Raw genomic sequence first — 24,324 nt, 5'->3', positions numbered from 1 at the left:
ACCCATGTTAAAAAACACCTTTTCCCGCACCCTCGCAGGTGTTGCCCTGTGTGCCACTGGCGTCGTTAGCTTGCCTGCCCAGGCGGGTAAAACCCTCGATACCATTAAATCACGCGGGCAACTGGTGTGCGGCGTGAATGTGGCGCTGGCAGGTTTTTCCGCTGCCGATAGCGAAGGCAAGTGGAGCGGGATGGATGTGGATTACTGCAAAGCCTTAGCCGCCGCCATTCTTAGTGATTCCAGTAAAGTGAAATACGTGCCGTTGAATGCGCAACAGCGTTTCACTGCGTTGCAATCGGGTGAAATCGACATACTGTCACGCAATACGACCTGGACGTTGACCCGTGATGCGTCGCTGGGGGCGAATTTCGTCGGCACGATTTATTACGACGGGCAAGGTTTCATGGTGAAAAAGGAGCTGAAAGTCGCCAGTGCGAAAGATTTGAATGGCGCGACAGTGTGCGTCCAGTCCGGCACGACGACTGAAAAGAACCTGACCGATTTTGCCCGCGCCAATAAGCTGGACATTAAACCGCTGGTGTTTGAGAAGAACGAAGCGGCAACAGGTGCTTATCACAGCGGGCGTTGCGAGGCGTATACCACGGATGCGTCGGGTTTGGCGGCGGAACGTACCATTGCGAAAAATCCCGATGAACACATGATCTTGCCGGAAATCATTTCCAAAGAACCGCTGGGGCCGCTGGTACGGCGTGGCGATGATGAGTTTTTTGCGATCAGCAAGTGGGTGCTGAATGCGCTGATTGAGGGTGAAGAATACGGGCTTACCCAAACGAATTTGGATGAAAAGAAAACCAGCGATGATCCAAATATCCAGCGTATTCTGGGTACGGCGGAAGACATGGGCGCATTGCTGGGCTTGGATAAGGGATGGGCGTACCGAGCGCTGAAGGCGACGGGTAACTACGGAGAAATCTTCGAGCGCAACGTCGGTAAGAACTCCCCACTGAAATTGGATCGCGGCTTGAATAAGTTGTGGAATCAGGGCGGGATTTTGTACGCGCCACCGATTCGTTAAACGTGTTAATGACCCTCTGGCGCAATCAAAAAATACGCGGTTGGTTTTACCAGCTTGCCGCGTTGCTGCTAGTGGCGTTATGCGTTGCTATCCTCGCCGACAATACGCTGGAAAACATGCGTACCCGTGGTATCCAAAGCGGTTTCGGTTTTCTCGCGCAACCTGCCGGATTTGATATTAGCGAAAGCCTGTTCGGGTTTGAGTCGACGCAACCTTATTGGAAAGCTTTCCTCACCGGCTTGGGTAATACCCTAAAAGTTGCTCTCGTTGGCATTATTCTCACCACCATCCTCGGTGTATTGCTGGGGGTAGGGCGTTTTTCCCAAAATATTCTGATTCGTGGTTTGTGCCTGACGTATGTGGAAATCTTCCGCAATGTTCCGCTGCTGCTGCAATTGTTGATGTGGTATCTGTTGTTGGTCGAGTTTTTGCCAACTGCGCGGGAAGCCGAACCTTTTCTTGGCATGTTTCTCACTAAAGCAGGCTTAACTTTGCCGTGGTTTGGAGACATGCCGCTCAAAGCAGGATTTGGCATTAAAGGCGGGATTAATGTCTCGCCGGAATTTCTGGCGTTATTGTTGGGGTTGGTGATTTATACCGCGTCATATATTGCGGAAATCGTGCGCAGTGGCATTGCTTCTGTGCCGCGTGGACAGCATGAGGCGGCAATGGCATTGGGCTTGAGTCGGACTCAATCCATGCGTTTGATTCAGTTGCCGCAAGCGTTGCGGGTGATTATTCCGCCGTTGACCAATCAGTATTTGAATCTGACCAAAAACTCTTCGCTGGCAGTGGCGGTGGGTTATCCGGAACTGGTGTCGATTGCGAATACCTCGCTCAACCAGACCGGGCGGGCGGTGGAGTGCATTGCAGTAATTATGGCGGTTTACTTAACACTTTCCCTGCTCACGTCGCTGTTGATGAATGCTTATAACCGTCATGCGGCGATTAAGGAGCGTTGACGCGTCACTTGTGCCTCAGTAGATAAGCTCTGTTTTTCCACCCCACATTCTGCTATACAAGCTTTTGTTGTTCCATATTAACAAGGCTGCTCATGAATGATGAATTAACTAACAGTGCGGATGCTAATCAAATCACTTGGGCAGGGCAAACAGGGCAAGATTATTACGGTCGTTACGCTGACTTGGTGCTGCATGGCGTGAAACAACGTTTTCGATTTTTGCCATCAGGAAATTTTTTGATGGGGTCACCTGAATCTGAAGCGGAGCGTAGCCGTGATGAAACTCAGCACAGCGTTACTTTTCAGCAAGGTTTTTGGATCGCGGATACTGCGTGCACCCAAGCCTTATGGTTGGCAGTAATGGGCGCTAACCCCGCGAACTTTACTGACGATCTGGAAAAACCTGTCGAACGTGTTAGCTGGGATGATGTGCAAATTTTTCTACAACGTGCGAATCATTTTTTGGTAGAAATGGTGGTGCGTTTACCCAGTGAAGCGGAATGGGAATACGCTTGCCGTGCCGGTACCCGCAGTGTATTTTCGTTTGGAGACGGTATTTCAACCGATCAAGCCAATTACGATGGCAATTACGCTTATGCCGGTGGCGGTAGCACGGGCGAATACCGGCAAACGACGGTTCCGGTGAAGGCGTTTTCACCTAACCCGTGGGCGTTGTATCAAATGCACGGCAATGTGTGGGAGTGGTGTCAAGATTGTTGGGATAATTATGCCAATGCGCCTACAGACGGTTCGGCATGGTACGGTGGCAACTGTAGCCGCCGTGTGGTGCGTGGTGGCTCGTGGTTCAGCTCGCCGTTCGGGTTGCGTTCTGCCGGTCGTGACTATGGCGCGTCCGAAGACCGTTCCTGCCACGTCGGGTTTCGCATGGTTGTTTCGCCCGCATTAAAGTGAAATTGCATGGCTTTTATTAATATTATTCGTATTAACCTCTTCAATAATGTGTTTAATAGCACTGTTACGCTGTTATTGGGCGCATTATTGTGGTATGCCTTCACTCAAGCATGGGGTTGGGGTATCCATCATGCGGTGTGGGCAGCCGATGCAGAACAGTGCAACGCAGCGCGTGGTACGGGCGCGTGCTGGGGCGTGATCACAGAAAAGTATCGTGTGATTATTTTCGGGCGTTACCCGTTTGTAGAGCAGTGGCGACCCTTCGCGGCGACGTTGTTGCTGATGGCATTATTGCTGGCAAGTTGTATGCGTCTATTTTGGAAGCCGTGGTTGGCGGCGTTGTGGCTTGGGGTATTAGCGGTATTTTTCACCCTGATGCACGGTGGTGTCTTCGGCTTGAGTGTGGTGACAACCGATCAATGGGGCGGTTTGCCATTGACTATTTTGCTGGCATCATTATCGGTGGTGGGGGCATTTCCATTGTCGATCTTGCTGGCATTGGGGCGCATGTCAGCTTTACCGATTATCAGAACGCTGTGCACGGTTTATGTGGAATTAATTCGCGGTGTGCCGCTGATTTCGGTGTTGTTTATGGCATCTTTCCTGTTTCCGCTGTTTATGCCGGAAGGTTTTTCGATTGATGTATTGCTGCGCGTATTGGTGGCAATGATTTTGTTTGCGGCGGCGTATTTGGCGGAAGTGATTCGCGGTGGTTTGCAGGCGATTCCGCGTGGGCAATACGAGGCGGCATCCTCGTTGGGGCTGACGTATTGGCAGATGCAACGCAAGATTATTTTGCCGCAAGCCTTGGCAACGGTTGTGCCGGGGATCATGAATAACTTCATTTCCACCTTCAAAGATACCTCGCTGGTGACGATTGTGAGCCTGTACGAACTGACTGGCTCGCTGGATCTCGCCGTGAACAGTGATTCCAATTGGATGGCGTATAAGCTGGAAGGGTATTTGTTTATTGCGGCGATTTATTTTGGGTTCTGTTTCAGCTTGTCACGTTATAGCCAGTGGGTCGAGCGGCAGGTGAATCGGGGGACGGCGCAATAAAACTATTGATTAATAATTGGGGGAGTTATGCATAGACGAACATTTCATCTGTATGCTGGTTTAGGTTTGGCGGGTTTGTTGAGCGATGCTCAGGCGGCATCTGCGGCAAAATTACCGGTAGTCAATGTCAAACAATACGGTGCGTTGGGGAATGGGATAACCGATGATTATCTTGCCTTGCAGCGGGCGTTCGCTCAGATCAATAAGCAACGTACAGGCGTCTTATATTTTCCGCCCGGTGTTTATCGGATTGGGGTACACAAGGTATCTGACGGGCAGTTTGCCAATAAGGTGACGGATTTGACGCTTAGCAATTGCACCAACGTATCCATTTCCGGGCAGAACGCCCAGATTGTTTGCGACGGGGGATGGGTGAGAACCGCTGATTGGGAGTATGAAGGTTTTAGCTATTCTTATCATGATAGTGTCGGATTGACGTTTACTAGCTGCAAAAACCTCAGTATTGATGGACTGACCTTGGATGGTGGTGCTGGTACTATTACCAAGCAGGCTACCGCAGAAGGCGCATCTTGTGGCATTTCCCTGAGCGGCTGCTATAAAGTGGCACTGACCAATATTAACCTTCACCATTGTTGTACTGATGGCTTGTATGTACAGGAAGCCGGTAAGATCAACAACTTTAAAGTTACCCAATACCTGACAGTGACAAATTGCGTATTTGACCGCAATGCCCGCCAAGGTGTGAGTATTATCCAGTTGCGTTATGCGACGTTTCGCAATTGTACGTTCAGCAATACCGGGGATACGGGGCTGTATGGGTCGCATTCACCTGCTGCGGGTGTCGATATTGAGCCAAATTACCGGCATGATGATCCGTCAGGGACGATTAAAGGTGATCATTCGACCGGTAATATTACCTTTGACAATTGCCGCTTTGTGGATAATGAAGGGTTTGAGTTCGTCGCCACCGACAAGTATTCCACCCAAAACCCCGTACAATTGAGCAATTGTTTGTTTAAAAATAGTAAGAAAGCGGATGCGGCTGTTGTGCCTGCCGCTACTAATATCACGTTCACCGGTTGTTATTTCGACGAAGTGGCGTTGTGGCCTAGCTATACTTATAGTGAAGATGCAACGTTGACGAAAGTCAGCAAGTGTCAGTTCAAATCTTCTCAGTCTGCACAGGCGGTGTTGTTGATGGTTGGGGATACTCCCAATGTGCAGGTATCCGGTTGCCAGTTTAAACTGGATGCGCCCAGTAGTCATACATGGTATCGATTGTTTTTGCGTGGTAAACGTATTACGTTCAGTGGTAATACGGTGGCTATTTCCAGCAAAGAAGAAGATAAGCAGAACTTTGATATTGTGGCGATTCTGGAGACTCAGAAATTGAGTAACAATACGTTTTTTGCGGATGCTCCTAGTAATATGTATATAGCAGCCGCTAAAATAGGGGTGACAGGTAACAAGTTGAAGAACCTTTTTTTGTATCGTTAGACCATACAAACGGATAAGTGAGTGCATTAATGTCCGATTACATGATCGAATTCGCCAAAGTTAATAAATGGTACGGCAACCAGTTCCACGCCCTGCGCGACATCGACTTGCAGGTTCGCAAGGGCGAACGCATTGTCATTTGCGGCCCTTCCGGTTCCGGCAAATCCACTTTAATCCGCTGCATTAACCGCTTGGAAGCCCATCAACAAGGCAAGCTCACGGTTGATGGGCTGGAACTCAGCGATGACGTGAAAGTGCTGCACGAAGTCCGCCGCAAAGTCGGCATGGTCTTCCAGCAATTCAACTTGTTCCCGCATTTGACCGTGTTAGAAAACCTCACCCTCGCGCCGATTCAGGTGAATAAATTCTCCAAAACCGCCGCAGAAGAACGTGCTATGGCACAACTACAGCGCGTGCAGATCGCGGAACAAGCACACAAATACCCACTGCAACTCTCCGGCGGGCAACAACAGCGCGTTGCGATTGCCCGCGCGTTGTGTTTAACGCCACAAGTTTTGCTTTTCGACGAACCCACTTCTGCCCTTGACCCGGAAATGATCAAAGAAGTGTTGGAGGTGATGAGCGAATTAGCCGAGCAGGGCATCACCATGCTGTGTGTGACGCACGAAATGGGTTTCGCTAAATCGGTAGCCGATCGGGTGATCTTCATGGATGCCGGGCAGATTGTGGAAGAAAACAACCCGCACGATTTTTTTAATCGTCCACGCAACGCGCGTACCCAAGCATTTTTGGCGAAAATATTGTCACATTGAATGCCAAGGTGTGGGTTAGTTTTCCTAACCAGTGCGTTGAGAAATTATAGCTTGTTCGTTTAGGCAAAAATCCCTATTATTTATTGCATTGCAACATGAGTGATTCAGGGTTTCTCTCCTCCTCCTCCTAGCTTCTGAATCATTTGCAAGCGCCCACAGCGCACGGACATTGAGGGATTTCTCTCCTCCTCCTCTCTCTCCTCGTGTTCTTGCTGTGGGCGTATCTTTTAAGATACCTATTGCAAGCAAGCCAGCAATGATAGCGTGATTCTAGCTGTCGCACCCCATAAAACTTCACCATCGTATTCTTGAAAGTACACCATCGGTATCGGCTCTGTTACGTCAGCTAACTGGCGATAATCTATTTGGTGGTGTTGCGGTTGTGCCAGCCAATGCAGCGGAATGGTGAACGCGCGGGCGACTTCTTGCGGGCTAAGTATCAGTTCATAAGGCCAAGGTACGTGGGCAACGGTTGGCACAATTTGAAAGCGGCTCACGCTGTGATGCGGGCTGAGTTGCCCTAGAATGGCCACATCGTGCGGCAAAATACCGATTTCTTCGTGTGCTTCGCGCAAAGCGGTAGCGGTCAGGTCAGCATCTTCAGGGTCACGTTTGCCCCCAGCAAAAGCGACTTGCCCACTGTGATAATCGCGCACCGACTTGGGGCGGCGAATAAACAGCAAATGCCAAGCATTATCCATGCGCACAAACGGTACTAACACCCCGGCTTCGCGACACGCATCCAGCGCGACATCATGCGTCGCTGCGCCGCGTTGTTGTAAGCGCTGCATAATGTCGGTTGGGGTCAGTTGATCAATGGCGTTCATGGTGTTGGCTGTCTTTCCATTCTTGTACCGCCACGATGGTTGCGAGTAAACCCATACTATTTACCTCTCCTCTGTTGTGACACTGAATACTCTACTACATTCGCCCTTTGTTGATACAGGGTTTACCCAAGGATTCATGATGCAAGCTTTACTTATTGTGGCGCACGGCAGTCGCCGTGTGCAATCCAACGATGAAATTCGCGCCCTTGCTGCTAAAGTCGGGGAACAACCTGACGCGGATTACGCTTACGTGGGCAGTGCTTTTCTGGAGTTGGCAGAGCCGTCGATCCCCGACGGTATTCAGCAATGCATTGATCAAGGTGCAACGGTAATCACCATCATGCCCTTTTTCCTATCAGCCGGTCGCCACGTGGTGACGGATGTGCCGGAATTGGTGCAGGCGAAACAACGCGAGAACCCGCAAGTAAAGATTCGTATGGCTCCTTACTTAGGGGTATCGGGTTTAATGCCGAGCTTGATTGTGCAGTCCGCGCAAACGGCGTGTGAATGTCAGGGAATCAACTGCACGTATCCGGCATGTATTACGGGCTAAGGTAGCTCCAGCCTTGTTCTTGCAGGTCAATGATTCTCGCAATGCCCGCTTGGGTTTCCTCGATGCCGTCAATGAGGGTGGGGCGTTTGCCACTGGTTTCTTGCACGGTATCGAGGGTATTGCCACAAGCGGTAAACGTGACGTTTTGCATCATTAAGCTTTCAATGCGTTTGACGAATGGGCTTTTATCCGTGATGAGCCAAATGCCGGGGCCATAGGCGACCACTTCCATTTCGATATTGTCGATGCCGTAATGCTTTTGCAGATTAACGATATTGGACAAGACGTGATCTTGAAATGCCTCTTCGCGCTGATTGACTTGAATGACCAAACGGTGTGTTTGGCTACTGGCGGTTTCGGCAGCAGCATCTGCGGCGATGACAGGTGAGAACGGTGTATTTACTAGCATGAGCGCTACCATGCTGGCAGCGAGAAACGGGGTTAATGTCATGTTTTAGTTTCCTCCTAACGGTTTGAACACTATAGCAAATGGCGTTCAGCAAGGTTTGAGAAAACACAAAATAACAGTGAAATAGCGACGAATAGATAGGTAGGAGCACGCTCCAGAAAATCGTGGAAGACTTCGACCTTGAACCAATGGTTCAAGTGGGTGCGGCGAATGTTTTTCAGGCTTACCGTCGAGCGGTCGTGCACACCAAATCATTACAACCACTCCCGGGGTAAGAAATTAGGCTCAAGGATAATACCCATCTTCTCACGAGTCCCCCAGAGGTGCTCTTATTGATCATACTATTACAATTATTGGATAAGGGGAAGAATTGACAAATGCTCAAGCTTTGTGCTTATCCAGTACCGCATCCAAGCGTTGCTGCATTTTTTGCAAGTGTTCCAGTGTGGCAGGGTCGGCTGCTGTGTTGTGGTGGTGTTTGCCGTGCATTAATTCGTGGGCAAGATTGAGGGCAACCACGACAGCAATGCGGTCGCTGCCTAAGACTTTGCCAGCATCGCGGATTTTGCGCATTTCGCGGTCGACGCGGCGTGAAGAAGCAATCAAGGCATCTTGTTCACCCACGGGGCAGGCAACCATATAATCTTTGTCGAGAATGCGAATATTGACGGGTTGGATAGCTTTTTCCATGTGGTTTATGCCCCGGTTGCGGTTGGTTGGGTTTTCAGGCGCTGTATCAGGGCTTCTAATTGACCGCTGGCTTTGTCGTGACGGTTACGCAATGCCTGACATTCTTGGGCAAGGGTTTTTTCTTGCTTTTTCAGGTCAGCATTTTCAGTCGCCAATTTTTCAACGAGGCTCAATAGGCGTTCCATGCGTTGTTCGATGGCATCCAGTTGAGTTTGCAGTGTCAAGTCAGGGGCTTTTGTATTCATACGCTAATGGTAGTAAAGAGTGCGAAACCGCGTCAATCATCTCATAATAGTGCTTTGTCAGGGAGAAGATAATTTTGAAGAGCGAATTACCGGATTATGTAGGCGTAGAGCGGGCATTAGGGCGTGCCAACGTGGATTTTTCGAGTGCAGAAATTCATGGGATGGCGTGCGGTTTATTGGTGGTTGATCAGGCAACGCCACCAGAAACCTGGTTAGCGCAGGCGTTGGAGGGCAACCCGCAGGATTTTCATGTGCAAGAAGCTCGCGGCTTGCTGAAAGACCTGTTTAGCGCGACCCGCCAGCAATTAAATGATGCAGAGATGGCGTTTGAATTATTTTTACCCGAAGACGATGCCTTGGAAACCCGTGTGGAAGCGATGCAAGACTGGTGTCAGGGCTTCAGTTTCGGGTTGGCTCTGGCGGGGGTGAAAGACATGCGCACCTTGCCGGACGATTCGCGTGAATGGGCGGAAGACGTGGTACGTATCGGCAGTTCCGGCGAGCTAGAAATGGAAGACGAGGAAGAGGGTGAAGAATCACTCGCGGAAATTATCGAGTACCTGCGCGTCGGCGTGTTGATGATGAACGAAGAACTGCAACCGATGAAAGCAGCGCCACACATTCATTGAGGAGACAATCATGCAAAAACCGATGATTCCGAAGGAAGAGTACGCCGCACGGCGGCGGCAGTTGTTGGCGCAATTGGGTCAGGATGCGGTGGCAGTCGTGCCGTCTGGCGGCTTGAAATTGCGTAATCGTGATGCGGAATACCCGTTTCGCCAAGACAGCGATTTTCATTACTTGACGGGTTTTAACGAGCCGGAAGCCGTGGCGGTGTTTGTGCCGGGGCGTGAGCAAGGCGAATACGTGTTGTTTTGCCGCGAAAAAAACGAATTAGCGGAACGCTGGTCAGGCACTCGTGCCGGTTTGGAAGGCGCAAAACATTGGCATGGCGCGGATGATGCGCACCCGATTGGTGATTTAAACAAGCTGATGCCGGAATTGCTGATCGGGCGTGATCAAGTGCATTACGATTTGGGCGCAAACCCTGAGTTTGATTTGCACCTGATTCGTTGGGTGAATCACTTGCGTGCCAGAGCGCGGGCGGGGATACGTGCGCCGCACAGCATTGTGATGCTGGATCGGATTCTGCACGAAATGCGCCTGTTTAAATCAGCGGCAGAAGTGGCGGTGATGCGTTATGCCGCGCAAATCGCTGCACGGGCGCATACCCGTGCGATGCAAATCTGTCAGCCGGGGACATACGAGTACGAAGTCGAAGCCGAATTGCTGCACGAATTCCGGCGCATGGGGATGGAACCCGCGTATACCTCGATTGTGGGCGGCGGTAAAAATGCCTGTATTTTGCACTACATCGAAAACCGTGAGGTGTTGCATGACGGTGATTTGCTGCTGATTGATGCGGGCGCAGAACACGAATGCTACGCCAGCGATATTACCCGCACGTTTCCGGTGAATGGCAAATTTAGCCCCGCACAACGGGCCTTGTATCAATTGGTGCTGGATGCGCAACAGGCGGCGATTGCTGTCGCGATTCCGGGCAATACGTGGGATGACCCGCACCAAGCGGCTGTGAAGGTGTTGGCGCAAGGTTTACTCGATTTGGGCATATTGAGCGGCACGCTGGAAGAGGTGTTGAAAAAGCCTGAGGTGACGAATCTCGAAGAACCCGCCCCCGAAGAGCCTTACCGCCAGTTTTACATGCACAAAACCGGGCATTGGCTGGGGATGGATGTCCATGACGTGGGCGATTACAAGCACGGCGAGGAATGGCGCACCTTACAGCCGGGCATGGTGTTGACGGTGGAGCCGGGGCTGTACATTTCCCCCGCCGATAATGTCGATCCGCAATGGTGGAATATCGGGATTCGGATTGAGGATGATGTGCTAATCACCGCCGACGGCAACGAGGTGCTGTCGGCGGCGGTTGTCAAAGATATTGACGCGATTGAAGCATTGATGCAGCGTTAATCCACATCAAACGGGAAGCTTGCGTGTTTACCTGCTATTCCCAACAAATGCTCTTTCAGGTTGCAGCGGTGGCGAACGGGGCGCGTTGCACCGCTGGATTGTTTGGCGATTTTGAACGGCAGGGCATGTTCCCCGCTCGGTAGATGACCGTGCGCATCGACTAACCCGTCGCGAAATGCCCGCAGTGAGCGGTGGTGGATGCGGGTGAAGCGTTCCTTCGCCATGCGTAACATCCGCGCCCCAACGGGTTCACCAGCGCCTTCGCCATTTTCGCCACCTTCAACCGGGAGGTAGGTGTCGGGGTCGGTGGTGAGTTGCAGGTCATGCCAGTTTTCATCAATGACCAACGTGCCGCCTTTGGTGATGTTCATGAATTGACCCCATTCGGGGCAGATTTCTACCACTGTTTCGTAGGTGAAATACAGGTAGCGTTCCGTGACCGTTTTGGTGCTACCGCCTCGCTGTTCGCTGCCTGCATCAATCGTGCGGGTAACGGTGCTGATGCGTGCATTGAGAATGCGTGCGCCTTGACCCATGGGAATGCGTAAGGCTTCGGCATTGTCATACACCGTTTTCAGCAACGCGACATTACTGCCGCTGTAGAAAGCTTCTTCAAAGTGGGAGCCAATGCCGGGAGCGCTTAGGTCAAGTTCTTCGATCCATAACATGCGGCGTTGGAATACGGTTTTAGCCAGCTCACGCGGGTGTGGGTCGGCGGGGAACAGCCGTTCGTCAGCGTTATAGAATACCCGCGCCAAGGTGAGCATTGTTACGCCAGTGGGCGGAATGTCTTGCAGCGCCCGCAACATCATGCCTTTGACGCGGGTACTGGCGGAGACGATAGCGTCGAAGAATGCTGCAAAGTTGTCATGATTTTCCGGTTCAGCATAGTAATCCTCAAACACGGGGTCGTGTTGCTGAATGGTCATTTGCTGTACGGGATTCATTGGCGCTGATGGTTTGCCGCTGCTGGGGGCATTTTCCAAGGTGGCTTTGACGGCGGGGCTGATGGCCTCGGCAACCAAGGTGGCGAGAATCTCGTAAATGGCGGCAGTCCAGACCGTGGAGCGGGCATGAACTTGAGAAGAAGCTTGGTCGTAGTTTGGGCCACTCAACGCGGAGCGTAGGAACGGGAAGCTAACGCCCCACAAGCCGATACCGAATTCTTCTGCCAACCCGCTGGCTAGGTTCGGGTTCATCATGTCGCCGCCGGATTCGCGGTACAAATGTTCGACCACGGGTTTGTGGCTGAGGGCGGTGAACATCGACATCATGTCGCCGACGGATTCATGAATAGCGCCAGTGTCGACTTCTTCCGAGTAGACGTACTGCGGGCGGAACGAATCGAGGATGGCATGACCGAGTTCATGCGACACAATGTCGTGGGATAAACACGTCCAGATGGGCGCTCGGCGGAATGGCGAGGTGAAAGAGCCAAAGTTGAGCGACGGCGACATCGGGTCGTAATAAGCGTTAGGGCCGTCGAAGGCGTGTGGGCGCAGAATGAGCTGGGCATCGTGTTTCCATTTCATTTCGCGCCCAATGGCATTTTCCACCAGATTGAGCGAGTAGGCTGTCACTGCAAAGGTATTGACTTGGTGAAATTGCGGGTTGTCGATGAAATCACCCTTTTTGTTCAGGGTGGCAAAGGACAGGTCGGCGGTCGCCCAATCCAGCCCTTGGTAGAGCCGTGAACCGTATTCGTCGGTGTCTTGTAGGCTTAGTTTGCCGGAACTCATCCCCGCCAGAAAATCGGTTTCTAGGGGGAATTCGTAGTCTTGATACAAGTCAGGTGCGGATGGGTCTTGCAATAGCATCCCCATGGGTTTGGTGGTCATGATGTACTCCTTCTCGCTCATTAAATGGATGACGTGAAAGGTATTATTTCGCAGCCCCTCTGCTGGAATAAGCAGGCTTATCGTGTTGCCCCTTTGCTTAGAGTATAGGCGGTTTTCAGTAAGTTGGCATTTCTTGACAGCGTATCTGCTTTGTTCAAGGATTGCAGTACGATTTCAGCCAGTGAGCAGCGTTATGTTGGATATTTTGATTGTCGGCGGTGGGATGGTAGGGGCAAGTTTAGCCGTGGCACTTCAGCCCTTGAAGTTGCAGGTGGGGTTGATCGAAGCATTCCCTTTCGGGGCGGCAGAACAGCCGAGTTACGACGACCGTTCGATTGCGTTGGCGTATGGTTCGAGCCGCTTGTATCAGGGGATGGGCTTGTGGCACAAGCTGCATTCGGGGGTGGAGGCGATTCAGCACATCCATATTTCGGATCGCGGGCATTTTGGCGCAACCCGTTTGTCAGCGGTGCAAGCGCGTGTGCCTGCCTTGGGTTATGTGGTGGAAAGTCGGGTATTGGGGCGCTTGCTGTATGACGAATTGGCGGCGGGTGACATTGCGCAATACGTTCCCGCCAGCGTGTTTGCGGTGGAACAGGATGCGGATGGCGTGACGGTGCGTATCGAGCGCGATGGTGTGGTAGATACGTTAAAAACCCGTTTGCTGGTGGTGTCGGATGGGGTGAATTCTAACGTGCGCGAGATGCTGGGCATTGCGGTGACGCGGCGTGAATACCAGCAGACGGCGGTCATTGCGAATGTCACCACGGCAGAACCGCATCGCCACACCGCTTACGAACGCTTTACCCCGCATGGCCCTCTGGCATTGTTGCCCTTGACGCAAGGGCGCTATTCGCTGGTGTGGACGCACGATGAAAAGGATGTTGCGGCTACGATGGCATTGGATGACGCAGCATTCTTGCGCAAACTCCAGGCGGAATTTGGCTATCGGCAAGGCGAATTTGTCAGGGTAGGGCAGCGCTCTGCTTACCCGTTGGTGTTGCAGAAATCGGTGTGTGAAGTGGCGGGGCGAGCGGTGTTGATTGGCAATGCCTCCCACGCGCTGCATCCGGTGGCGGGGCAGGGCTTGAATCTTGGGTTGCGCGATGTGGCAACCTTGGCAGATTTGCTGGCGGCGGCGGCGCAAACGGGTGCAGACCCCGGCAATGCGGTGTTGCTGAGTGCGTATGAGCAGCGGCGGCAGCCGGATTACGCGGCGGTCGTGCGCTATACCGATACGCTGGTGCGGGTGTTTTCTAACGATTTTGCACCGTTGGGTCATGCGCGTGCCGGGGGCTTGTTGGCGGTGGATCGGATACCGGCGTTGCGGCAGTGGATTACGCGTCAAAGCATGGGCTTGAATCATCAGCAAGCGCGGTTGTCGCGGGGTTTAGGGTTGCGGGTATGATGGATGCGGTAGTGGATGGCTTGGTTGAACGCGGCTGGGTGGTATTGCCAGATTTGCTGTCAGTGGCGCAGTGCCGTGAATTGCGTGAGCAAGCGCAGGCGAATCGGGCAGCGGGTGCGTTTCACGCGGCGGGGATTGGACGTGGGCAAGGCTTGAAGGTGAATGAGGCGATTCGCGGGGATGAGGTGTTGTGGTTGGAGCAGGCTGAGACGGGCGCATTGGCGGATTATCAAGGTTTCATCGAAAGCTTGCGGGTGAATTTGAATCAGGCGTTGTATTTGGGTTTGGCGGAATTTGAAGCGCATTTGGCAGTGTATCCGCCGGGCGCGTGTTATCAGCAACATCTGGATAATTTTCGGGGTACGTCAGCACGGATTATTAGCGCGGTGTTGTATTTGAACGAGGCATGGGCGGAAGCGGATGGCGGGCAATTGCGCTTGTATACCCGTGGTGACGCTAGGGAGGAATACGTGGATATATTTCCCCATGCTGGACAGTTGGTGTTATTCCGCAGTGATGTGTTTTGGCACGAAGTGCTCCCGGCGACGCGGGAGCGCTTTAGCTTGACGGGGTGGCTGCGTCGTCGTGGGGACGTTGTTTAATCGCTGAATTCATCCCATTTGAAGCGTTGTTCTGGCTTGGGTTGTGGTTTGACGATATAGCTGGCTCTAATAACCTGTGGTTGCACGACGCGAGCTTGGGGGCGTTTACCGTTACTGGCTAATTTGCCGTAGGCGTTGAGTACCCGGCGAGTGTATACAGCGGTTTCAGCGATGGGGACGTTCGCGCCGTAGCGGTCGACTCGGCCTTCCCCGGCGTTATAGGCGGCAATCGCGTGCGGGATGCTGCCGTTGTAACGGTTTAATAACCAACGCAAATAGCGCGTGCCACCGTCAATGTTTTCTGCCGGGTTAAAGCGGTCGTTCACTCCAAAGCGTTTCGCGGTAGCGGGGATCAGTTGCATTAAACCGCCTGCGCCTTTGTGAGATTGTGCATCATTGCGGAAGCAACTTTCGGCGGTGATTACCGCAGTGATCAGGGCAGGGTTGATGCGGTAGCGCATTGCGGAGTTGGTAATGGCTTCGTCGTAAATTTGGGCTTTCTGACGTAACACGTTCACATGCTGTTGGTCACATGATCCCGCAAGGCTACTGGTCGACACGCCCAGCAATATTATGCACACAACGAGGTGCGCGAAGAACTGTTCTAGTTTCATAGACAAATTGTACACACTACTGAAAAGACACGCCGAAGATCATAGCCTAGAATGGTGGTGGGGAACAGGGTTTGTGTGGGTTCTGAATAGTCGAGTACAGTATGCTCACCTTAATAGGAACAAAAAGCACGGTAAATTTGTATGAATATCCTTGACCTCGACCGCCGCCACGTCTGGCATCCTTTCACGCAAGCCCAAACCGCGCCTGACCCCATTCCGATTGCGTCCGCGCAGGGTATTCGTCTTTACGCCGAAGACGGGCGCGAATTCCTCGACCTGATTTCCTCTTGGTGGGTGAATATTCACGGACACGCTCACCCCACGATTGCCGCCGCGATTGCCCGCCAAGCGCACACGCTGGAACAGGTGATTTTCGCCGGATTCACGCACCAACCCGCCGCGCAATTGGCATACGAACTGGTGCAACGCTTGCCGGTTGGCCTTACTCGCGTGTTTTTCAGCGATGACGGCTCCACAGCGGTGGAGGTGGCGTTGAAAATGGCGCTGCAATACTGGCGCAATCACGGTGAAACCCAGCGTACCCGTTTTCTCGCCTTTGAAGGCGGCTATCATGGCGACACGGTGGGGGCGATGTCGGCGGGTAAAGGTTGCGGATTTTTTGACACTTACGGCAGCCTGTTGTTTGAAGTCGGTTTGTTGCCTTTTCCCGCAACGTGGGATGGCGATGCGGCGGTAGTCGCCAAAGAGCAAGCCGCTTTAACACAACTCGACACCTACCTTGCTGACCAGGGCGATACCCTCGCAGCCGTTATCATGGAGCCGTTGGTGCAAGGTTCCGCTGGGATGCGCATGTGCCGCCCCGAATTTTTGCAAGCCGTAGCTACCCGTTTGCGTAAAGCCGGTATCTTACTGATTTTTGACGAAGTAATGACGGGTTTTGGGCGCACGGGTGCGCTGTTCGCCTCCCTCAAAGCACAAGTGACACCGGATATTATTTGCCTGTCGAAAGGGCTGACAGCCGGGTTTTTGCCCATGTCGGTGACAGTAGCCAGCGAAGCCATTTACGCGGCATTTTTGGGGGAAAGCTTTGATCGAGCGTTGGTGCATGGGCATTCTTTCACCGCGAATCCCTTGGGTTGTGCGGCAGCGTTGGCATCCTTACAAGTGTTTGCCGATGAACAGACGCTGGCAAAATTGCCGCAAATCGAATGCTGGCAACGGCAAGGGCTGGCAACCTTGGCAGGGCATCCGTTGGTGCAACGCGTGCGGGTGATGGGAACGATTGCAGCGTTCGACGTGGTGACAGAGGATGCGGGTTATACCTCGGCGATTGGGACGCAACTCAAAGCGTTTTTCCATGAGCGCGGCTTATTATTGCGCCCGCTGGGGAATGTGGTGTATGTGTTGCCACCGTATTGTGTAACCGAAGCGGAGCTGAAACAGGCGTATGGTATTATTTTGGAAGGTTTAAACTTGCTATAAAATTTATATATTAATATTGTTTTTAATTAGTTTTTAACATTATTCATAATTAAATTGGATGATGTATTCATGACTTGCCGCTGTATTTCTAAATAAGATTGCGTTTATAATATTTTTGAATATTAATATTAACTCGATAAAGCGACGGGAGATTGTTTATGTCAATTATTTCTATCTATAGCCAATTCAATAATGATGGACTCATCGTTAAGAGAATGAGTATTGCCGTATCGTGTGTATTGTTATCAACCATATTAGGCGCTTGCAGCGGTAACAATGGTGGTTCTGAAGCGAGCGACGGTACCGGCACAACAACAGGCACCACCGGAACAGGCACCACCGGAACAGGCACCACCGGAACAGGCACCACCGGAACAGGCACCACCGGAACAGGCACCACCGGAACAGGCACCACCGGAACAGGCACCACCGGAACAGGTACCACCGGAACAGGCACCACCGGAACAGGCACCACCGGAACAGGCACCACCGGAACAGGCACCACCGGAACAGGTACCACCGGAACAGGCACCACCGGAACAGGCACCACCGGAACAGGCACCACCGGAACAGGCACCACCGGAACAGGCACCACCGGAACAGGCACCACCGGAACAGGCAACACCGGAACAGGCACCACCGGAACAGGTACCACAGGAACAGGCACGACAGGAACAGGCACGACAGGAACAGGCACGACAGGAACAGGCACCACCGGAACAGGCACCACCGGAACAGGTACCACAGGAACAGGCACAACAGGAACAGGCACAACAGGAACAGGCACAACAGGAACAGGCACAACAGGAACAGGCACAACAGGAACAGGCACAACAGGAACAGGCACAACAGGAACAGGCACAACAGGAACAGGCACCACCGGCTTTCCTTCTTCATTTGTTAAGTTGGACGTTGATGGCAGTGAATTACCAGCCGACGCCGATGTGTGGAGCTGTATTCTGGACACCAAAACTGGCTTGATCTGGGAAGTCAAAACCAATGATGGCGGTTTGCGTGATAAAGACTGGCGCTATCAATACAATGGCTCATCTGGTTTGATGCCCGTCGGGACTGAGTATCCTTGTACGGGTATTTATGCGTGCAATCCAATTTCATACATTGAAGCCTTAAATACTTATGGCGTTTGCGGTAAAACTGATTGGCATTTACCGACCGACGTTCAAATGAGTGGCGTAGGTGAACCGCATTCTGAACCACCGCATATTAATTTAGCGGCTTTCCCGAACTTCAATACCGATTTACCTTACTGCATTGCGAAATCAAACCCCGGTCATTATCAAGGCATTCATTTTGGTATGCAGATCCCTGAAGGGACTGAGTTGCTGGATGCTTTAAAAGTGAACATGTCAGATTACGATTTTCAGTGCCGGGTATTGGCGGTTAGCTATTAATAATTAACTAATAATAATTTTGATGAAAAATGTGTTGGAGTTAATGGTTTAATCCAGACTCCAACACTATTTCGTGAGAAAAATCTATCAGGCTGATAAATCAAATCCACTACCAGCTTATTCAATCTATTTAAAGTAATACGAAAGACTGTGCTATAAATAATGCGCGAGGTTAATTTCATTACTGATTAATAAGGATATTAGGTTTATGGATAATAAACAGTGCCAATCAATAACGCGCATGACTGGTTTACTGCTGGTCAGCCTGTCAGCGTTAGCAGGTTGCTCTTCTTTGGATAATATGCGCAATTTGAATAATAATACCACAAGTACCGCACTCAGTGCCGGTGACATTGCGGATTATGCCGCTAATCAAGAAGCCGTGTATCAAGCCCTATTGAGTTTAGCGGGTCTCCCCGGACAACCAGCAACAACCGATGAATGGGGTCAAGTCATTATGGCTGGCGTGCAGTATTCCAATCAGAAATGCGAAAACTATTTAGAAGCAGTGGATTGGGCGAAGCAAGGTCGGCAGCGTGATAGCAATTTGCTGGGTCAGGTTGGTACGTTCACTAACGGGGTCATGGGCATTACGGATGCCAGTGCTCGCGATTTAGCACTGACAGCCGCCGCCTTTGGCGCTACCAGTGTTGGTTTTAATACCTTGAATCAAGATCCGTTGGCGGGGTTAGAAGCTTCTGCCGTGCGCAGTGTTGTGCACACCGCGCAACAGCAATACGTTAAAGATTTGGATTTCAACCAATACACCAATCGCATTAGTGCTTTTAATGCGTTGCAAGGTTATATCCGCTTGTGTATGCCGGGGAATATCGCCGCTGAAGCCAATCAAGCAGTACGCAACACTCAAGTGCCTGAGTCAAGCAATAGCGACGTTATTAGCAGCGAGGCGTTGACGGTACCCGCCGTCCCTTTCACGTCACCGCAATAACCGATTAATAGGCTACAGACCGCTACGGTATTAACGGCTGTAGCGGTATTATTTAGCAAACACTTCGCGTTGTAACCCATTTAATTGCACGATCCGCGCATTCAGGTTGAGATTAATGCCGCGCCATAAAGAATCTTGCCCTTCGCGGGTTTCCAAATGCGGCATAATGGCTTCTTCAATCATGCGTGAATGTTCAATATCCAGCCCAATATGCCCGACGAACAATTCAAGCGCATCGTCATCCAAACCCGGTACGGTACGCAAACCCGTCAACAACAGGCGATAATACGGTGGAATCGGCCATTCACCGGCAATGCCTGCCACCCCGACGGCGGCCAGCCAGTCAGTGCCTTGGGTAAGGCGCATCATGGTGTCAATGTAACCTTGCTGTTCGGGCGTGATCGGCGGGTTGGCAATCTCTTCTGGGCTGCAATCCACTGCGCGTAGCAGCTTGCGGTAAACTTCCATGTGTGATTTTGACGGGTCGCCATTGCCGTATTCATCGTACAAAATATCCGCCAGCACTGCTTGAATGCGCTCATCGGGGGTCACACCCAGCGCATTTGCCTGATACAGGCGGGTGCGTAAAATATGCGGGTAATACAACAGCGCGAAGGTGCGGGCTTGTTGAAACGTCAGCGCTTGTGTCGAAAACTGTTGCAGGAACGGATGGCGCAGGAACGGGTGGTTATTGACCCGTTCTTTGAGTTCTTGCAGGAAAACAGGTGCGTTCATGTGCGAGTGCCTTCTAAAATGGGGGAGTTGCGTAACTGTAGCAGCAGTGTGCGGCAAAGCCGAATTTTCCATAAGTTTCTACTGATATACCACCGGAATGATCAAGAAATTGCTGATTTTTACCCGCGCACTCGCTATCGCCCTGTTTCATGATATGCATCAGGGGAGCATTACGCTGCGGGCGATGGGCTTGGTCTACACCACCTTGCTGTCCTTAGTGCCGTTGTTGGCGCTGAGTTTTTCAGTGCTCAAAGGTTTCGGGGTGCACAATCAGATGGAGCCGTTGTTGTTGGCGCTGTTAGAGCCAATGGGGGATAAAGCAGAGGAATTAACCCGTCAGGTATTGGGTTTCGTCGATAATTTGCAGGTGGGGGTGTTGGGTGTCGCGGGCTTGGCTATTTTGTTCTACACCGTGGTGTCGCTGATGCAAAAGGTGGAAGAGGCGTTTAATCACGTGTGGCGGGTGAAACGTCAACGCTCGATATTGCTGCAATTTCGGGATTACCTGAGTGTGGTGCTGGTGGGGCCGGTATTGATCTTTTCGGCGTTAGGGCTATGGACGGCGTTGGCGAATTCCGCGTGGTTGCATTCGTCGGCGGTGTTGGAAACGGGCTTGGCGGTATTGGTGCAATTGAGTCCCACTTTGCTGATTGTATTGGCGTTTACTTTTATTTACCTGTTTATGCCGAATACGCGGGTCAAGCCCTTGGCAGCATTTGGCGGCGCATTAATTGCTGGCATCGTGTGGCAAGTGGCAGGGTGGTTGTTTGCGGCGTTTGTGGTGAGTTCGGGGCAGCAAACCGCGATTTATTCGATTTTTGCCAGCTTGTTTTTATTCATGTTATGGTTATATGTGGGCTGGATTATTGTGCTGACTGGGGCACGATTGGCGTATTATTTTCAGCACCCGGATGCGGTGTATTTGCCCCAGCAACCCACTGAAACCAGTGCGCAAACCCGCGAATTATTGGCCGCAGCGGTATTGCGCGAAGTCGGGCAACGCTTCATCAGCAAGCAAGCACCGCCGTCATTGGATGCGCTGAGCCATGCGATTCCGGTATCCCGTTTGCTGTTGGAAGAATCGTTGGACGATTTGGTCAATTACGGCATTCTCAGCCGCGATGACGATGACCCGACGCATTATTTGTTACGCATCAGCCCGGAAACGCTCACGGTGGCGGATATTCGCCGCTATTTTTGGCAAGGGAGCAAGCAGCAACAACGGCAAGCCGCCCAAATTCAGCAGCAGACAGGGTTTAGTGCATCTCTTTATACACAAATCAGTCCTCCCCCAACTCACTAGCCATCTGAATCCCATAAATACAGTCCAGCACCCTTGAGTAGCCAAGCCAGATACTTTTAGCCCCCGGTTCGCCATCGCATTTTCTGCCCAAAAAGCCCCCCAGTTCTGCCAGATTGCGGATCACTTGATTGAGGGTGGGTATGCCATCGGGTAGTGCTTTTTTGCCGAGCCGGAAAGATACTTTCCATTCCAGCGGGTCAAACACCAGATCAGCCGGAAGTTCTGGGCAGGTACGCCCCAACCGCATCAGAAACATAATCCGCCAGGCCACCATGATGTAGAGCGCGAGGGCTTTTTCGATGCGCTCTTTAGTGTCCAGTTGCAGTTTTTCGACGCGACAGCCGACTTTCAGGACATCAAAAAACATCTCGATTTCCCAACGCGCCCGATACCAGTCGATGAGTTCACAGGCGGCATCGGCGGTCTCTACACAACGGTTGGTGACTAAACGCCAAATGAGGGACGATTTTCCGGCGGGTGGGTTGATTTCTTTGGCTTGAACCAAGGTCAATAGCATTGGATGCTTACTTTTGGGACGCAGGGTATAACGTAACACCTTGATTTCTTGTACCACTTTGCGAGGCTTTTCACCCTGCTTGCGCGGTTTGGTAAAGGTGATACGAGTCAACGCCTGTTGTTGATCAATGGCATCCCACAGTTTGAGGTCATCCCCCAAGGCGCGGTTATGTTGCGCCCGTATCAGCAGGTCAGCCGGGTAATCCAAGGCTTGCGCCCGTTTGAGTAAGTCATAAAAGTCGCTTTCACGGTCGCCCGTATAGATGAGGCGGTGTTCAGGGCAGCGTGCCGCCAGTTCGGCTACCCGTTCATACCCTTCAATCCAGCGACGGCTTTCTTTGATGCCGGGGTTGGCAAGATCCGCCGCTTTGCTCAAGCCCCGTGACCACATCCACGTATCGGTGATCCCCAATGGCAGACGGTCTGGGGTGATACACAAGGTCGGATGCAGGTACATCCCGCGTTGCTTATCGTAGGATAAACGCCCCAAACCCTCGGTTTCCTGCCCATTGAAATCCAGTTCGGTGGTGTCTTGAATACACAGGATAATCCGCGAATCTTGCTGACGGATTCGACACTCGGTCGCTTCAAAGTGGGATGCCATCAAAGCATCATGGCTCACCGCTTCATTCCAGAAGAAACGGTACGTCGCCAAGGTGCTTGACCAACTTTGACAAGCTTTCGGGATGCTCGATTGGGGGGCTTTTAGCATGGCGTTGAGGATATGGGCAGCGCGTGTTTCGAGACGCTTGTCTCCCAAATCAAGATCGGTGAGTTCGGTAGATGACCAGTTCATGGGTGAAAATTGCTTATCCTACATCAGCTTAGGGACTTGTGTATAAGGAGATGGCTTGAACCAACGCAACGCCGACTTCATTAGCGCGAATCAACGATAACTCGGTATTATTTTTAGCAGTGCCAACCTCGTCAGTATGTCCGCGAATTAATAATTTGATGTCGGGGTTCGCATGCAACAATGCCACCACTTGCTGAATCTGCGTGCTGGATTGGTTATTCGGTTTGCTCGAACCCGAATCAAATTTAATTTCGTCAAAAATAATCGGCTTATTAAGTTCTCGCTGAATAATGGCATCGCGAAACGCCAGCCCTGCATTGGCACTCGCGGAACCAACCGGCCCTGCTTCTAATGTGGCTGCTGTGGGTGTGGTAACAGCAGGCGTTGCCGATATATCAGGCACGGAGACTGGTGTGTTTTGAAGCGGTGCTGGCGCGGTTTTAGCGCTTAGCGTTGCGCTACCACCGTCAGTTTTTTTGGCATCCGGCGCTACGTTTGCGTCATTAACTTCCGCTGTTGCTGTTGCCACAGGTGTTTGTGGTGCTGCCAGCATGACCACTTGCGGCGTTGAAGTATTAGCCGCCATCAAAGCCGCTTCATCACTGTCGCCATGATTCAAAAACCAATAAAGCAAGCCAAACAATAGGATAACCACACCGGCAATCACGTATTCTTGCAGCGGTGTCAGGTCATCATTATCTGCGGTACTGTCCAACATATTCACCTTCCCTGTTGACTGTTCTGAAATGTGTTACGCTAATTCTAGTCAACTTTTTCAGATAGACAGATTTTTTAACGCAATTTAATCAGCAACAGACACTTATTAAAGAAATTTTTAGTGAATTAGCTTTATTGAATTTATTTTATAAATCATTAAAATAAATAAATTTTTTCGATAACAAAAAAATGGGCAGTCCATAGACTGCCCGAAGCGAGGTGAAATATGACTCAAATTAAGACCAGCGAAAAAATCAAACCAACTTAAAAACCGCCCCAATTACCCGCAGCAGGTGCGGCTGGTGCTGGTGCATTGCCTTGAAAACCGCCCATGCGATTGCCTTTGCGTTCGCCGCGTTGCTGTTCCATTTCTTGGAATTTAGCCGCTTGTTCCGGTGTCAACAGTGCCTGAATGCGCTGGTTGGTTTCATCGCGCAATGCCTGCATTCTGGCTTGCTGCTCTTGCATAATGCTATCCACTTGCGCCGCTTGGGTGTCGCTCAGACCGAGGAATGTTTTCATGCGATCCATGCCTTTGCCGCCGCCAAAACCGTAGTCAGCCATCGCAACAGACGTGCCTAACAAGGCAGCCAAAGACGTGATGATTAATGCTTTTTTCATGAGTAGTGTTTCCTATTTTGTTAATGGTATTGAGTTATTTAGAAAGTGTTGCTTTCAAGACGCTTTTTGACCGCTTCCAAGCGCTCTTGTTGGCGTTTTTGACGTTCCTCTTGCATTTGCTTGAACGTTGTTGCCTGTTCTGGGGTCAGAATTGCCGCTATCTTGGTTTCGTTTTCGGTTTGCAGTGCCTGCATTTGCGCTTGCATTTGGGTGCGCAGGGCTTCCATTTTGGCACGTTGCTCTTGCTTGATGGTATCAAACTGGGCTTTTTGAGCGTCATCCAACTTCAGCTTTTCAGTGAGCATTTCGCCCATCATCGCGCCGCGCCCGCCGAAGCCGCCATGCCCGCCTTTGCCACCACAAGCGCCTTTACCGCCGCCGAAACCGTGATCCGCAAATGCCACGGAAACGCCCAGTGCGCCAATCAATGCTGCTGCCATTAATACTTTTTTCAT

At 51.5% G+C, this 24,324-nt stretch carries 26 protein-coding genes and 1 other RNA gene; 15 read left to right on the top strand and 12 right to left on the bottom strand.

Features of this window, described 5'->3' with window-relative positions:
• The first annotated feature begins 4 nt into the window (after nt 1-4).
• The 6 genes from L3K52_14075 (at nt 5) to L3K52_14050 (ending at nt 6,199) form a co-directional block, all read left to right on the top strand.
• Nucleotides 5-1,036 (top strand): amino acid ABC transporter substrate-binding protein, encoded by a 1,032-nt coding sequence (locus L3K52_14075; protein UOG91315.1) that lies wholly within the window; start codon nt 5-7, stop codon nt 1,034-1,036.
• A complete protein-coding gene (locus L3K52_14070; GenBank protein ID UOG91314.1) occupies nt 994-1,998 on the top strand; it encodes an ABC transporter permease subunit in 1,005 nt (334 codons plus the stop codon). The genes L3K52_14075 and L3K52_14070 overlap by 43 nt, the downstream gene beginning before the upstream one ends.
• 92 nt (nt 1,999-2,090) lie before the next feature.
• Entirely contained in the window at nt 2,091-2,909 is an 819-nt protein-coding gene (locus L3K52_14065) for a formylglycine-generating enzyme family protein (protein ID UOG91313.1), read from the top strand.
• A gap of 6 nt (nt 2,910-2,915) precedes the next feature.
• Nucleotides 2,916-3,968 (top strand): amino acid ABC transporter permease, encoded by a 1,053-nt coding sequence (locus tag L3K52_14060; protein ID UOG91312.1) that lies wholly within the window; start codon nt 2,916-2,918, stop codon nt 3,966-3,968.
• A 78-nt stretch (nt 3,969-4,046) separates the two neighbouring features.
• Complete coding sequence (locus L3K52_14055; protein UOG91311.1) at nt 4,047-5,426, top strand: right-handed parallel beta-helix repeat-containing protein; 1,380 nt, start codon at nt 4,047-4,049, stop codon at nt 5,424-5,426.
• Nucleotides 5,427-5,467: 41 nt separating this feature from the next.
• Complete coding sequence (locus tag L3K52_14050) at nt 5,468-6,199, top strand: amino acid ABC transporter ATP-binding protein (GenBank protein UOG94011.1); 732 nt, start codon at nt 5,468-5,470, stop codon at nt 6,197-6,199.
• Between the two features lie 236 nt (nt 6,200-6,435).
• On the opposite strand, the gene L3K52_14045 is transcribed toward L3K52_14050, so the two are convergent.
• Nucleotides 6,436-7,026 carry a CoA pyrophosphatase gene (locus tag L3K52_14045; GenBank protein ID UOG91310.1) on the bottom strand — a complete coding sequence of 197 codons (591 nt, stop codon included), beginning with the start codon at nt 7,024-7,026 and terminating at the stop codon, nt 6,436-6,438.
• Nucleotides 7,027-7,165: 139 nt separating this feature from the next.
• On the opposite strand from L3K52_14045, the gene L3K52_14040 reads away from it, so the two are divergent.
• On the top strand, nt 7,166-7,579 hold the full coding sequence (locus L3K52_14040) for a CbiX/SirB N-terminal domain-containing protein (GenBank protein UOG91309.1): 414 nt from the start codon (nt 7,166-7,168) through the stop codon (nt 7,577-7,579).
• Here L3K52_14040 and L3K52_14035 read toward each other — a convergent pair.
• From L3K52_14035 to L3K52_14020, 4 genes are all read right to left on the bottom strand, one after another.
• Nucleotides 7,569-8,030: a DsrE family protein gene (locus L3K52_14035; GenBank protein UOG91308.1), complete on the bottom strand. Its 462-nt coding sequence runs from the start codon at nt 8,028-8,030 to the stop codon at nt 7,569-7,571. The two genes, L3K52_14040 and L3K52_14035, sit on opposite strands and share 11 nt — an antisense overlap.
• Before the next feature lie 104 nt (nt 8,031-8,134).
• Nucleotides 8,135-8,315: non-coding RNA, 6S RNA (gene ssrS / locus L3K52_14030), on the bottom strand.
• 54 nt (nt 8,316-8,369) lie between these two features.
• The gene (locus L3K52_14025; GenBank protein UOG91307.1) at nt 8,370-8,678 is read right to left on the bottom strand and encodes a cell division protein ZapA; all 309 of its coding nucleotides are present in this window, start codon (nt 8,676-8,678) and stop codon (nt 8,370-8,372) included.
• A 5-nt stretch (nt 8,679-8,683) separates the two neighbouring features.
• Nucleotides 8,684-8,923: a dynactin subunit 2 gene (locus L3K52_14020; protein ID UOG91306.1), complete on the bottom strand. Its 240-nt coding sequence runs from the start codon at nt 8,921-8,923 to the stop codon at nt 8,684-8,686.
• A gap of 74 nt (nt 8,924-8,997) precedes the next feature.
• On the opposite strand from L3K52_14020, the gene L3K52_14015 reads away from it, so the two are divergent.
• The gene (locus L3K52_14015) at nt 8,998-9,552 is read left to right on the top strand and encodes a UPF0149 family protein (GenBank protein UOG91305.1); all 555 of its coding nucleotides are present in this window, start codon (nt 8,998-9,000) and stop codon (nt 9,550-9,552) included.
• A 10-nt stretch (nt 9,553-9,562) separates the two neighbouring features.
• A complete protein-coding gene (gene pepP, locus L3K52_14010; GenBank protein ID UOG91304.1) occupies nt 9,563-10,915 on the top strand; it encodes a Xaa-Pro aminopeptidase in 1,353 nt (450 codons plus the stop codon).
• Here the strand turns inward: pepP and L3K52_14005 are convergent.
• On the bottom strand, nt 10,912-12,753 hold the full coding sequence (locus tag L3K52_14005) for a hypothetical protein (GenBank protein UOG91303.1): 1,842 nt from the start codon (nt 12,751-12,753) through the stop codon (nt 10,912-10,914). The two genes, pepP and L3K52_14005, sit on opposite strands and share 4 nt — an antisense overlap.
• A 193-nt stretch (nt 12,754-12,946) precedes the next feature.
• On the opposite strand from L3K52_14005, the gene ubiH reads away from it, so the two are divergent.
• Both ubiH and L3K52_13995 read left to right on the top strand, forming a co-directional pair.
• Nucleotides 12,947-14,161, top strand: coding sequence for a 2-octaprenyl-6-methoxyphenyl hydroxylase (gene ubiH / locus L3K52_14000; GenBank protein ID UOG91302.1), 1,215 nt, complete (start codon nt 12,947-12,949; stop codon nt 14,159-14,161).
• Nucleotides 14,158-14,763 carry a 2OG-Fe(II) oxygenase gene (locus L3K52_13995; GenBank protein UOG91301.1) on the top strand — a complete coding sequence of 202 codons (606 nt, stop codon included), beginning with the start codon at nt 14,158-14,160 and terminating at the stop codon, nt 14,761-14,763. Before ubiH ends, L3K52_13995 begins: the two co-directional genes overlap by 4 nt.
• Here the strand turns inward: L3K52_13995 and L3K52_13990 are convergent.
• On the bottom strand, nt 14,760-15,377 hold the full coding sequence (locus L3K52_13990) for a lytic transglycosylase domain-containing protein (GenBank protein UOG91300.1): 618 nt from the start codon (nt 15,375-15,377) through the stop codon (nt 14,760-14,762). The genes L3K52_13995 and L3K52_13990 overlap by 4 nt on opposite strands.
• A gap of 141 nt (nt 15,378-15,518) precedes the next feature.
• On the opposite strand from L3K52_13990, the gene bioA reads away from it, so the two are divergent.
• From bioA to L3K52_13975, 3 genes are all read left to right on the top strand, one after another.
• Nucleotides 15,519-16,820 (top strand): adenosylmethionine--8-amino-7-oxononanoate transaminase, encoded by a 1,302-nt coding sequence (gene bioA, locus L3K52_13985; GenBank protein ID UOG91299.1) that lies wholly within the window; start codon nt 15,519-15,521, stop codon nt 16,818-16,820.
• Between the two features lie 158 nt (nt 16,821-16,978).
• Complete coding sequence (locus L3K52_13980; GenBank protein ID UOG91298.1) at nt 16,979-18,232, top strand: DUF1566 domain-containing protein; 1,254 nt, start codon at nt 16,979-16,981, stop codon at nt 18,230-18,232.
• A 208-nt stretch (nt 18,233-18,440) separates the two neighbouring features.
• Complete coding sequence (locus L3K52_13975) at nt 18,441-19,181, top strand: hypothetical protein (protein UOG91297.1); 741 nt, start codon at nt 18,441-18,443, stop codon at nt 19,179-19,181.
• A gap of 48 nt (nt 19,182-19,229) precedes the next feature.
• On the opposite strand, the gene L3K52_13970 is transcribed toward L3K52_13975, so the two are convergent.
• Complete coding sequence (locus tag L3K52_13970; GenBank protein ID UOG91296.1) at nt 19,230-19,916, bottom strand: iron-containing redox enzyme family protein; 687 nt, start codon at nt 19,914-19,916, stop codon at nt 19,230-19,232.
• A 97-nt stretch (nt 19,917-20,013) separates the two neighbouring features.
• Here L3K52_13970 and L3K52_13965 point away from each other — a divergent pair, with 97 nt between their 5' ends.
• The gene (locus L3K52_13965; protein ID UOG91295.1) at nt 20,014-21,219 is read left to right on the top strand and encodes a YihY/virulence factor BrkB family protein; all 1,206 of its coding nucleotides are present in this window, start codon (nt 20,014-20,016) and stop codon (nt 21,217-21,219) included.
• Here the strand turns inward: L3K52_13965 and L3K52_13960 are convergent.
• The 4 genes from L3K52_13960 to L3K52_13945 all read right to left on the bottom strand — a co-directional run bounded on the left by L3K52_13960 (nt 21,197) and on the right by L3K52_13945 (nt 24,324).
• Entirely contained in the window at nt 21,197-22,531 is a 1,335-nt protein-coding gene (locus tag L3K52_13960; protein ID UOG91294.1) for an IS4 family transposase, read from the bottom strand. The two genes, L3K52_13965 and L3K52_13960, sit on opposite strands and share 23 nt — an antisense overlap.
• Before the next feature lie 28 nt (nt 22,532-22,559).
• A complete protein-coding gene (locus L3K52_13955; protein ID UOG91293.1) occupies nt 22,560-23,249 on the bottom strand; it encodes an OmpA family protein in 690 nt (229 codons plus the stop codon).
• A 263-nt stretch (nt 23,250-23,512) separates the two neighbouring features.
• A complete protein-coding gene (locus L3K52_13950) occupies nt 23,513-23,869 on the bottom strand; it encodes a hypothetical protein (GenBank protein UOG91292.1) in 357 nt (118 codons plus the stop codon).
• Between the two features lie 38 nt (nt 23,870-23,907).
• Nucleotides 23,908-24,324, bottom strand: a complete 417-nt coding sequence (locus tag L3K52_13945) for a periplasmic heavy metal sensor (protein UOG91291.1) — start codon at nt 24,322-24,324, stop codon at nt 23,908-23,910.

This window comes from Candidatus Thiothrix sulfatifontis (assembly GCA_022828425.1).
GTDB lineage: Bacteria > Pseudomonadota > Gammaproteobacteria > Thiotrichales > Thiotrichaceae > Thiothrix > Thiothrix sulfatifontis.
Note: the sequence above shows the minus strand (reverse complement) of the source record. Positions and strands in the feature narration are given on the sequence as shown.

Excerpts from the sequence above, each read along its gene's own strand:
- L3K52_13980 (UOG91298.1), top strand. The coding sequence starts at position 16,979 with ATGTCAATTATTTCTATCTATAGCCAATTCAATAATGATGGACTCATC.
- L3K52_14045 (UOG91310.1), bottom strand. The coding sequence starts at position 7,026 with ATGAACGCCATTGATCAACTGACCCCAACCGACATTATGCAGCGCTTA.
- L3K52_13995 (UOG91301.1), top strand. The coding sequence starts at position 14,158 with ATGATGGATGCGGTAGTGGATGGCTTGGTTGAACGCGGCTGGGTGGTA.
- pepP (UOG91304.1), top strand. The coding sequence starts at position 9,563 with ATGCAAAAACCGATGATTCCGAAGGAAGAGTACGCCGCACGGCGGCGG.
- L3K52_14040 (UOG91309.1), top strand. The coding sequence starts at position 7,166 with ATGCAAGCTTTACTTATTGTGGCGCACGGCAGTCGCCGTGTGCAATCC.
- ubiH (UOG91302.1), top strand. The coding sequence starts at position 12,947 with ATGTTGGATATTTTGATTGTCGGCGGTGGGATGGTAGGGGCAAGTTTA.
- L3K52_14060 (UOG91312.1), top strand. The coding sequence starts at position 2,916 with ATGGCTTTTATTAATATTATTCGTATTAACCTCTTCAATAATGTGTTT.
- L3K52_13960 (UOG91294.1), bottom strand. The coding sequence starts at position 22,531 with ATGAACTGGTCATCTACCGAACTCACCGATCTTGATTTGGGAGACAAG.
- L3K52_14035 (UOG91308.1), bottom strand. The coding sequence starts at position 8,030 with ATGACATTAACCCCGTTTCTCGCTGCCAGCATGGTAGCGCTCATGCTA.
- L3K52_14005 (UOG91303.1), bottom strand. The coding sequence starts at position 12,753 with ATGACCACCAAACCCATGGGGATGCTATTGCAAGACCCATCCGCACCT.
- L3K52_13990 (UOG91300.1), bottom strand. The coding sequence starts at position 15,377 with ATGAAACTAGAACAGTTCTTCGCGCACCTCGTTGTGTGCATAATATTG.
- L3K52_13975 (UOG91297.1), top strand. The coding sequence starts at position 18,441 with ATGGATAATAAACAGTGCCAATCAATAACGCGCATGACTGGTTTACTG.
- L3K52_14065 (UOG91313.1), top strand. The coding sequence starts at position 2,091 with ATGAATGATGAATTAACTAACAGTGCGGATGCTAATCAAATCACTTGG.
- L3K52_14050 (UOG94011.1), top strand. The coding sequence starts at position 5,468 with ATGATCGAATTCGCCAAAGTTAATAAATGGTACGGCAACCAGTTCCAC.
- L3K52_13955 (UOG91293.1), bottom strand. The coding sequence starts at position 23,249 with ATGTTGGACAGTACCGCAGATAATGATGACCTGACACCGCTGCAAGAA.
- L3K52_13970 (UOG91296.1), bottom strand. The coding sequence starts at position 19,916 with ATGAACGCACCTGTTTTCCTGCAAGAACTCAAAGAACGGGTCAATAAC.
- L3K52_13965 (UOG91295.1), top strand. The coding sequence starts at position 20,014 with ATGATCAAGAAATTGCTGATTTTTACCCGCGCACTCGCTATCGCCCTG.
- L3K52_14020 (UOG91306.1), bottom strand. The coding sequence starts at position 8,923 with ATGAATACAAAAGCCCCTGACTTGACACTGCAAACTCAACTGGATGCC.
- L3K52_13945 (UOG91291.1), bottom strand. The coding sequence starts at position 24,324 with ATGAAAAAAGTATTAATGGCAGCAGCATTGATTGGCGCACTGGGCGTT.
- L3K52_13950 (UOG91292.1), bottom strand. The coding sequence starts at position 23,869 with ATGAAAAAAGCATTAATCATCACGTCTTTGGCTGCCTTGTTAGGCACG.
- L3K52_14075 (UOG91315.1), top strand. The coding sequence starts at position 5 with ATGTTAAAAAACACCTTTTCCCGCACCCTCGCAGGTGTTGCCCTGTGT.
- bioA (UOG91299.1), top strand. The coding sequence starts at position 15,519 with ATGAATATCCTTGACCTCGACCGCCGCCACGTCTGGCATCCTTTCACG.
- L3K52_14025 (UOG91307.1), bottom strand. The coding sequence starts at position 8,678 with ATGGAAAAAGCTATCCAACCCGTCAATATTCGCATTCTCGACAAAGAT.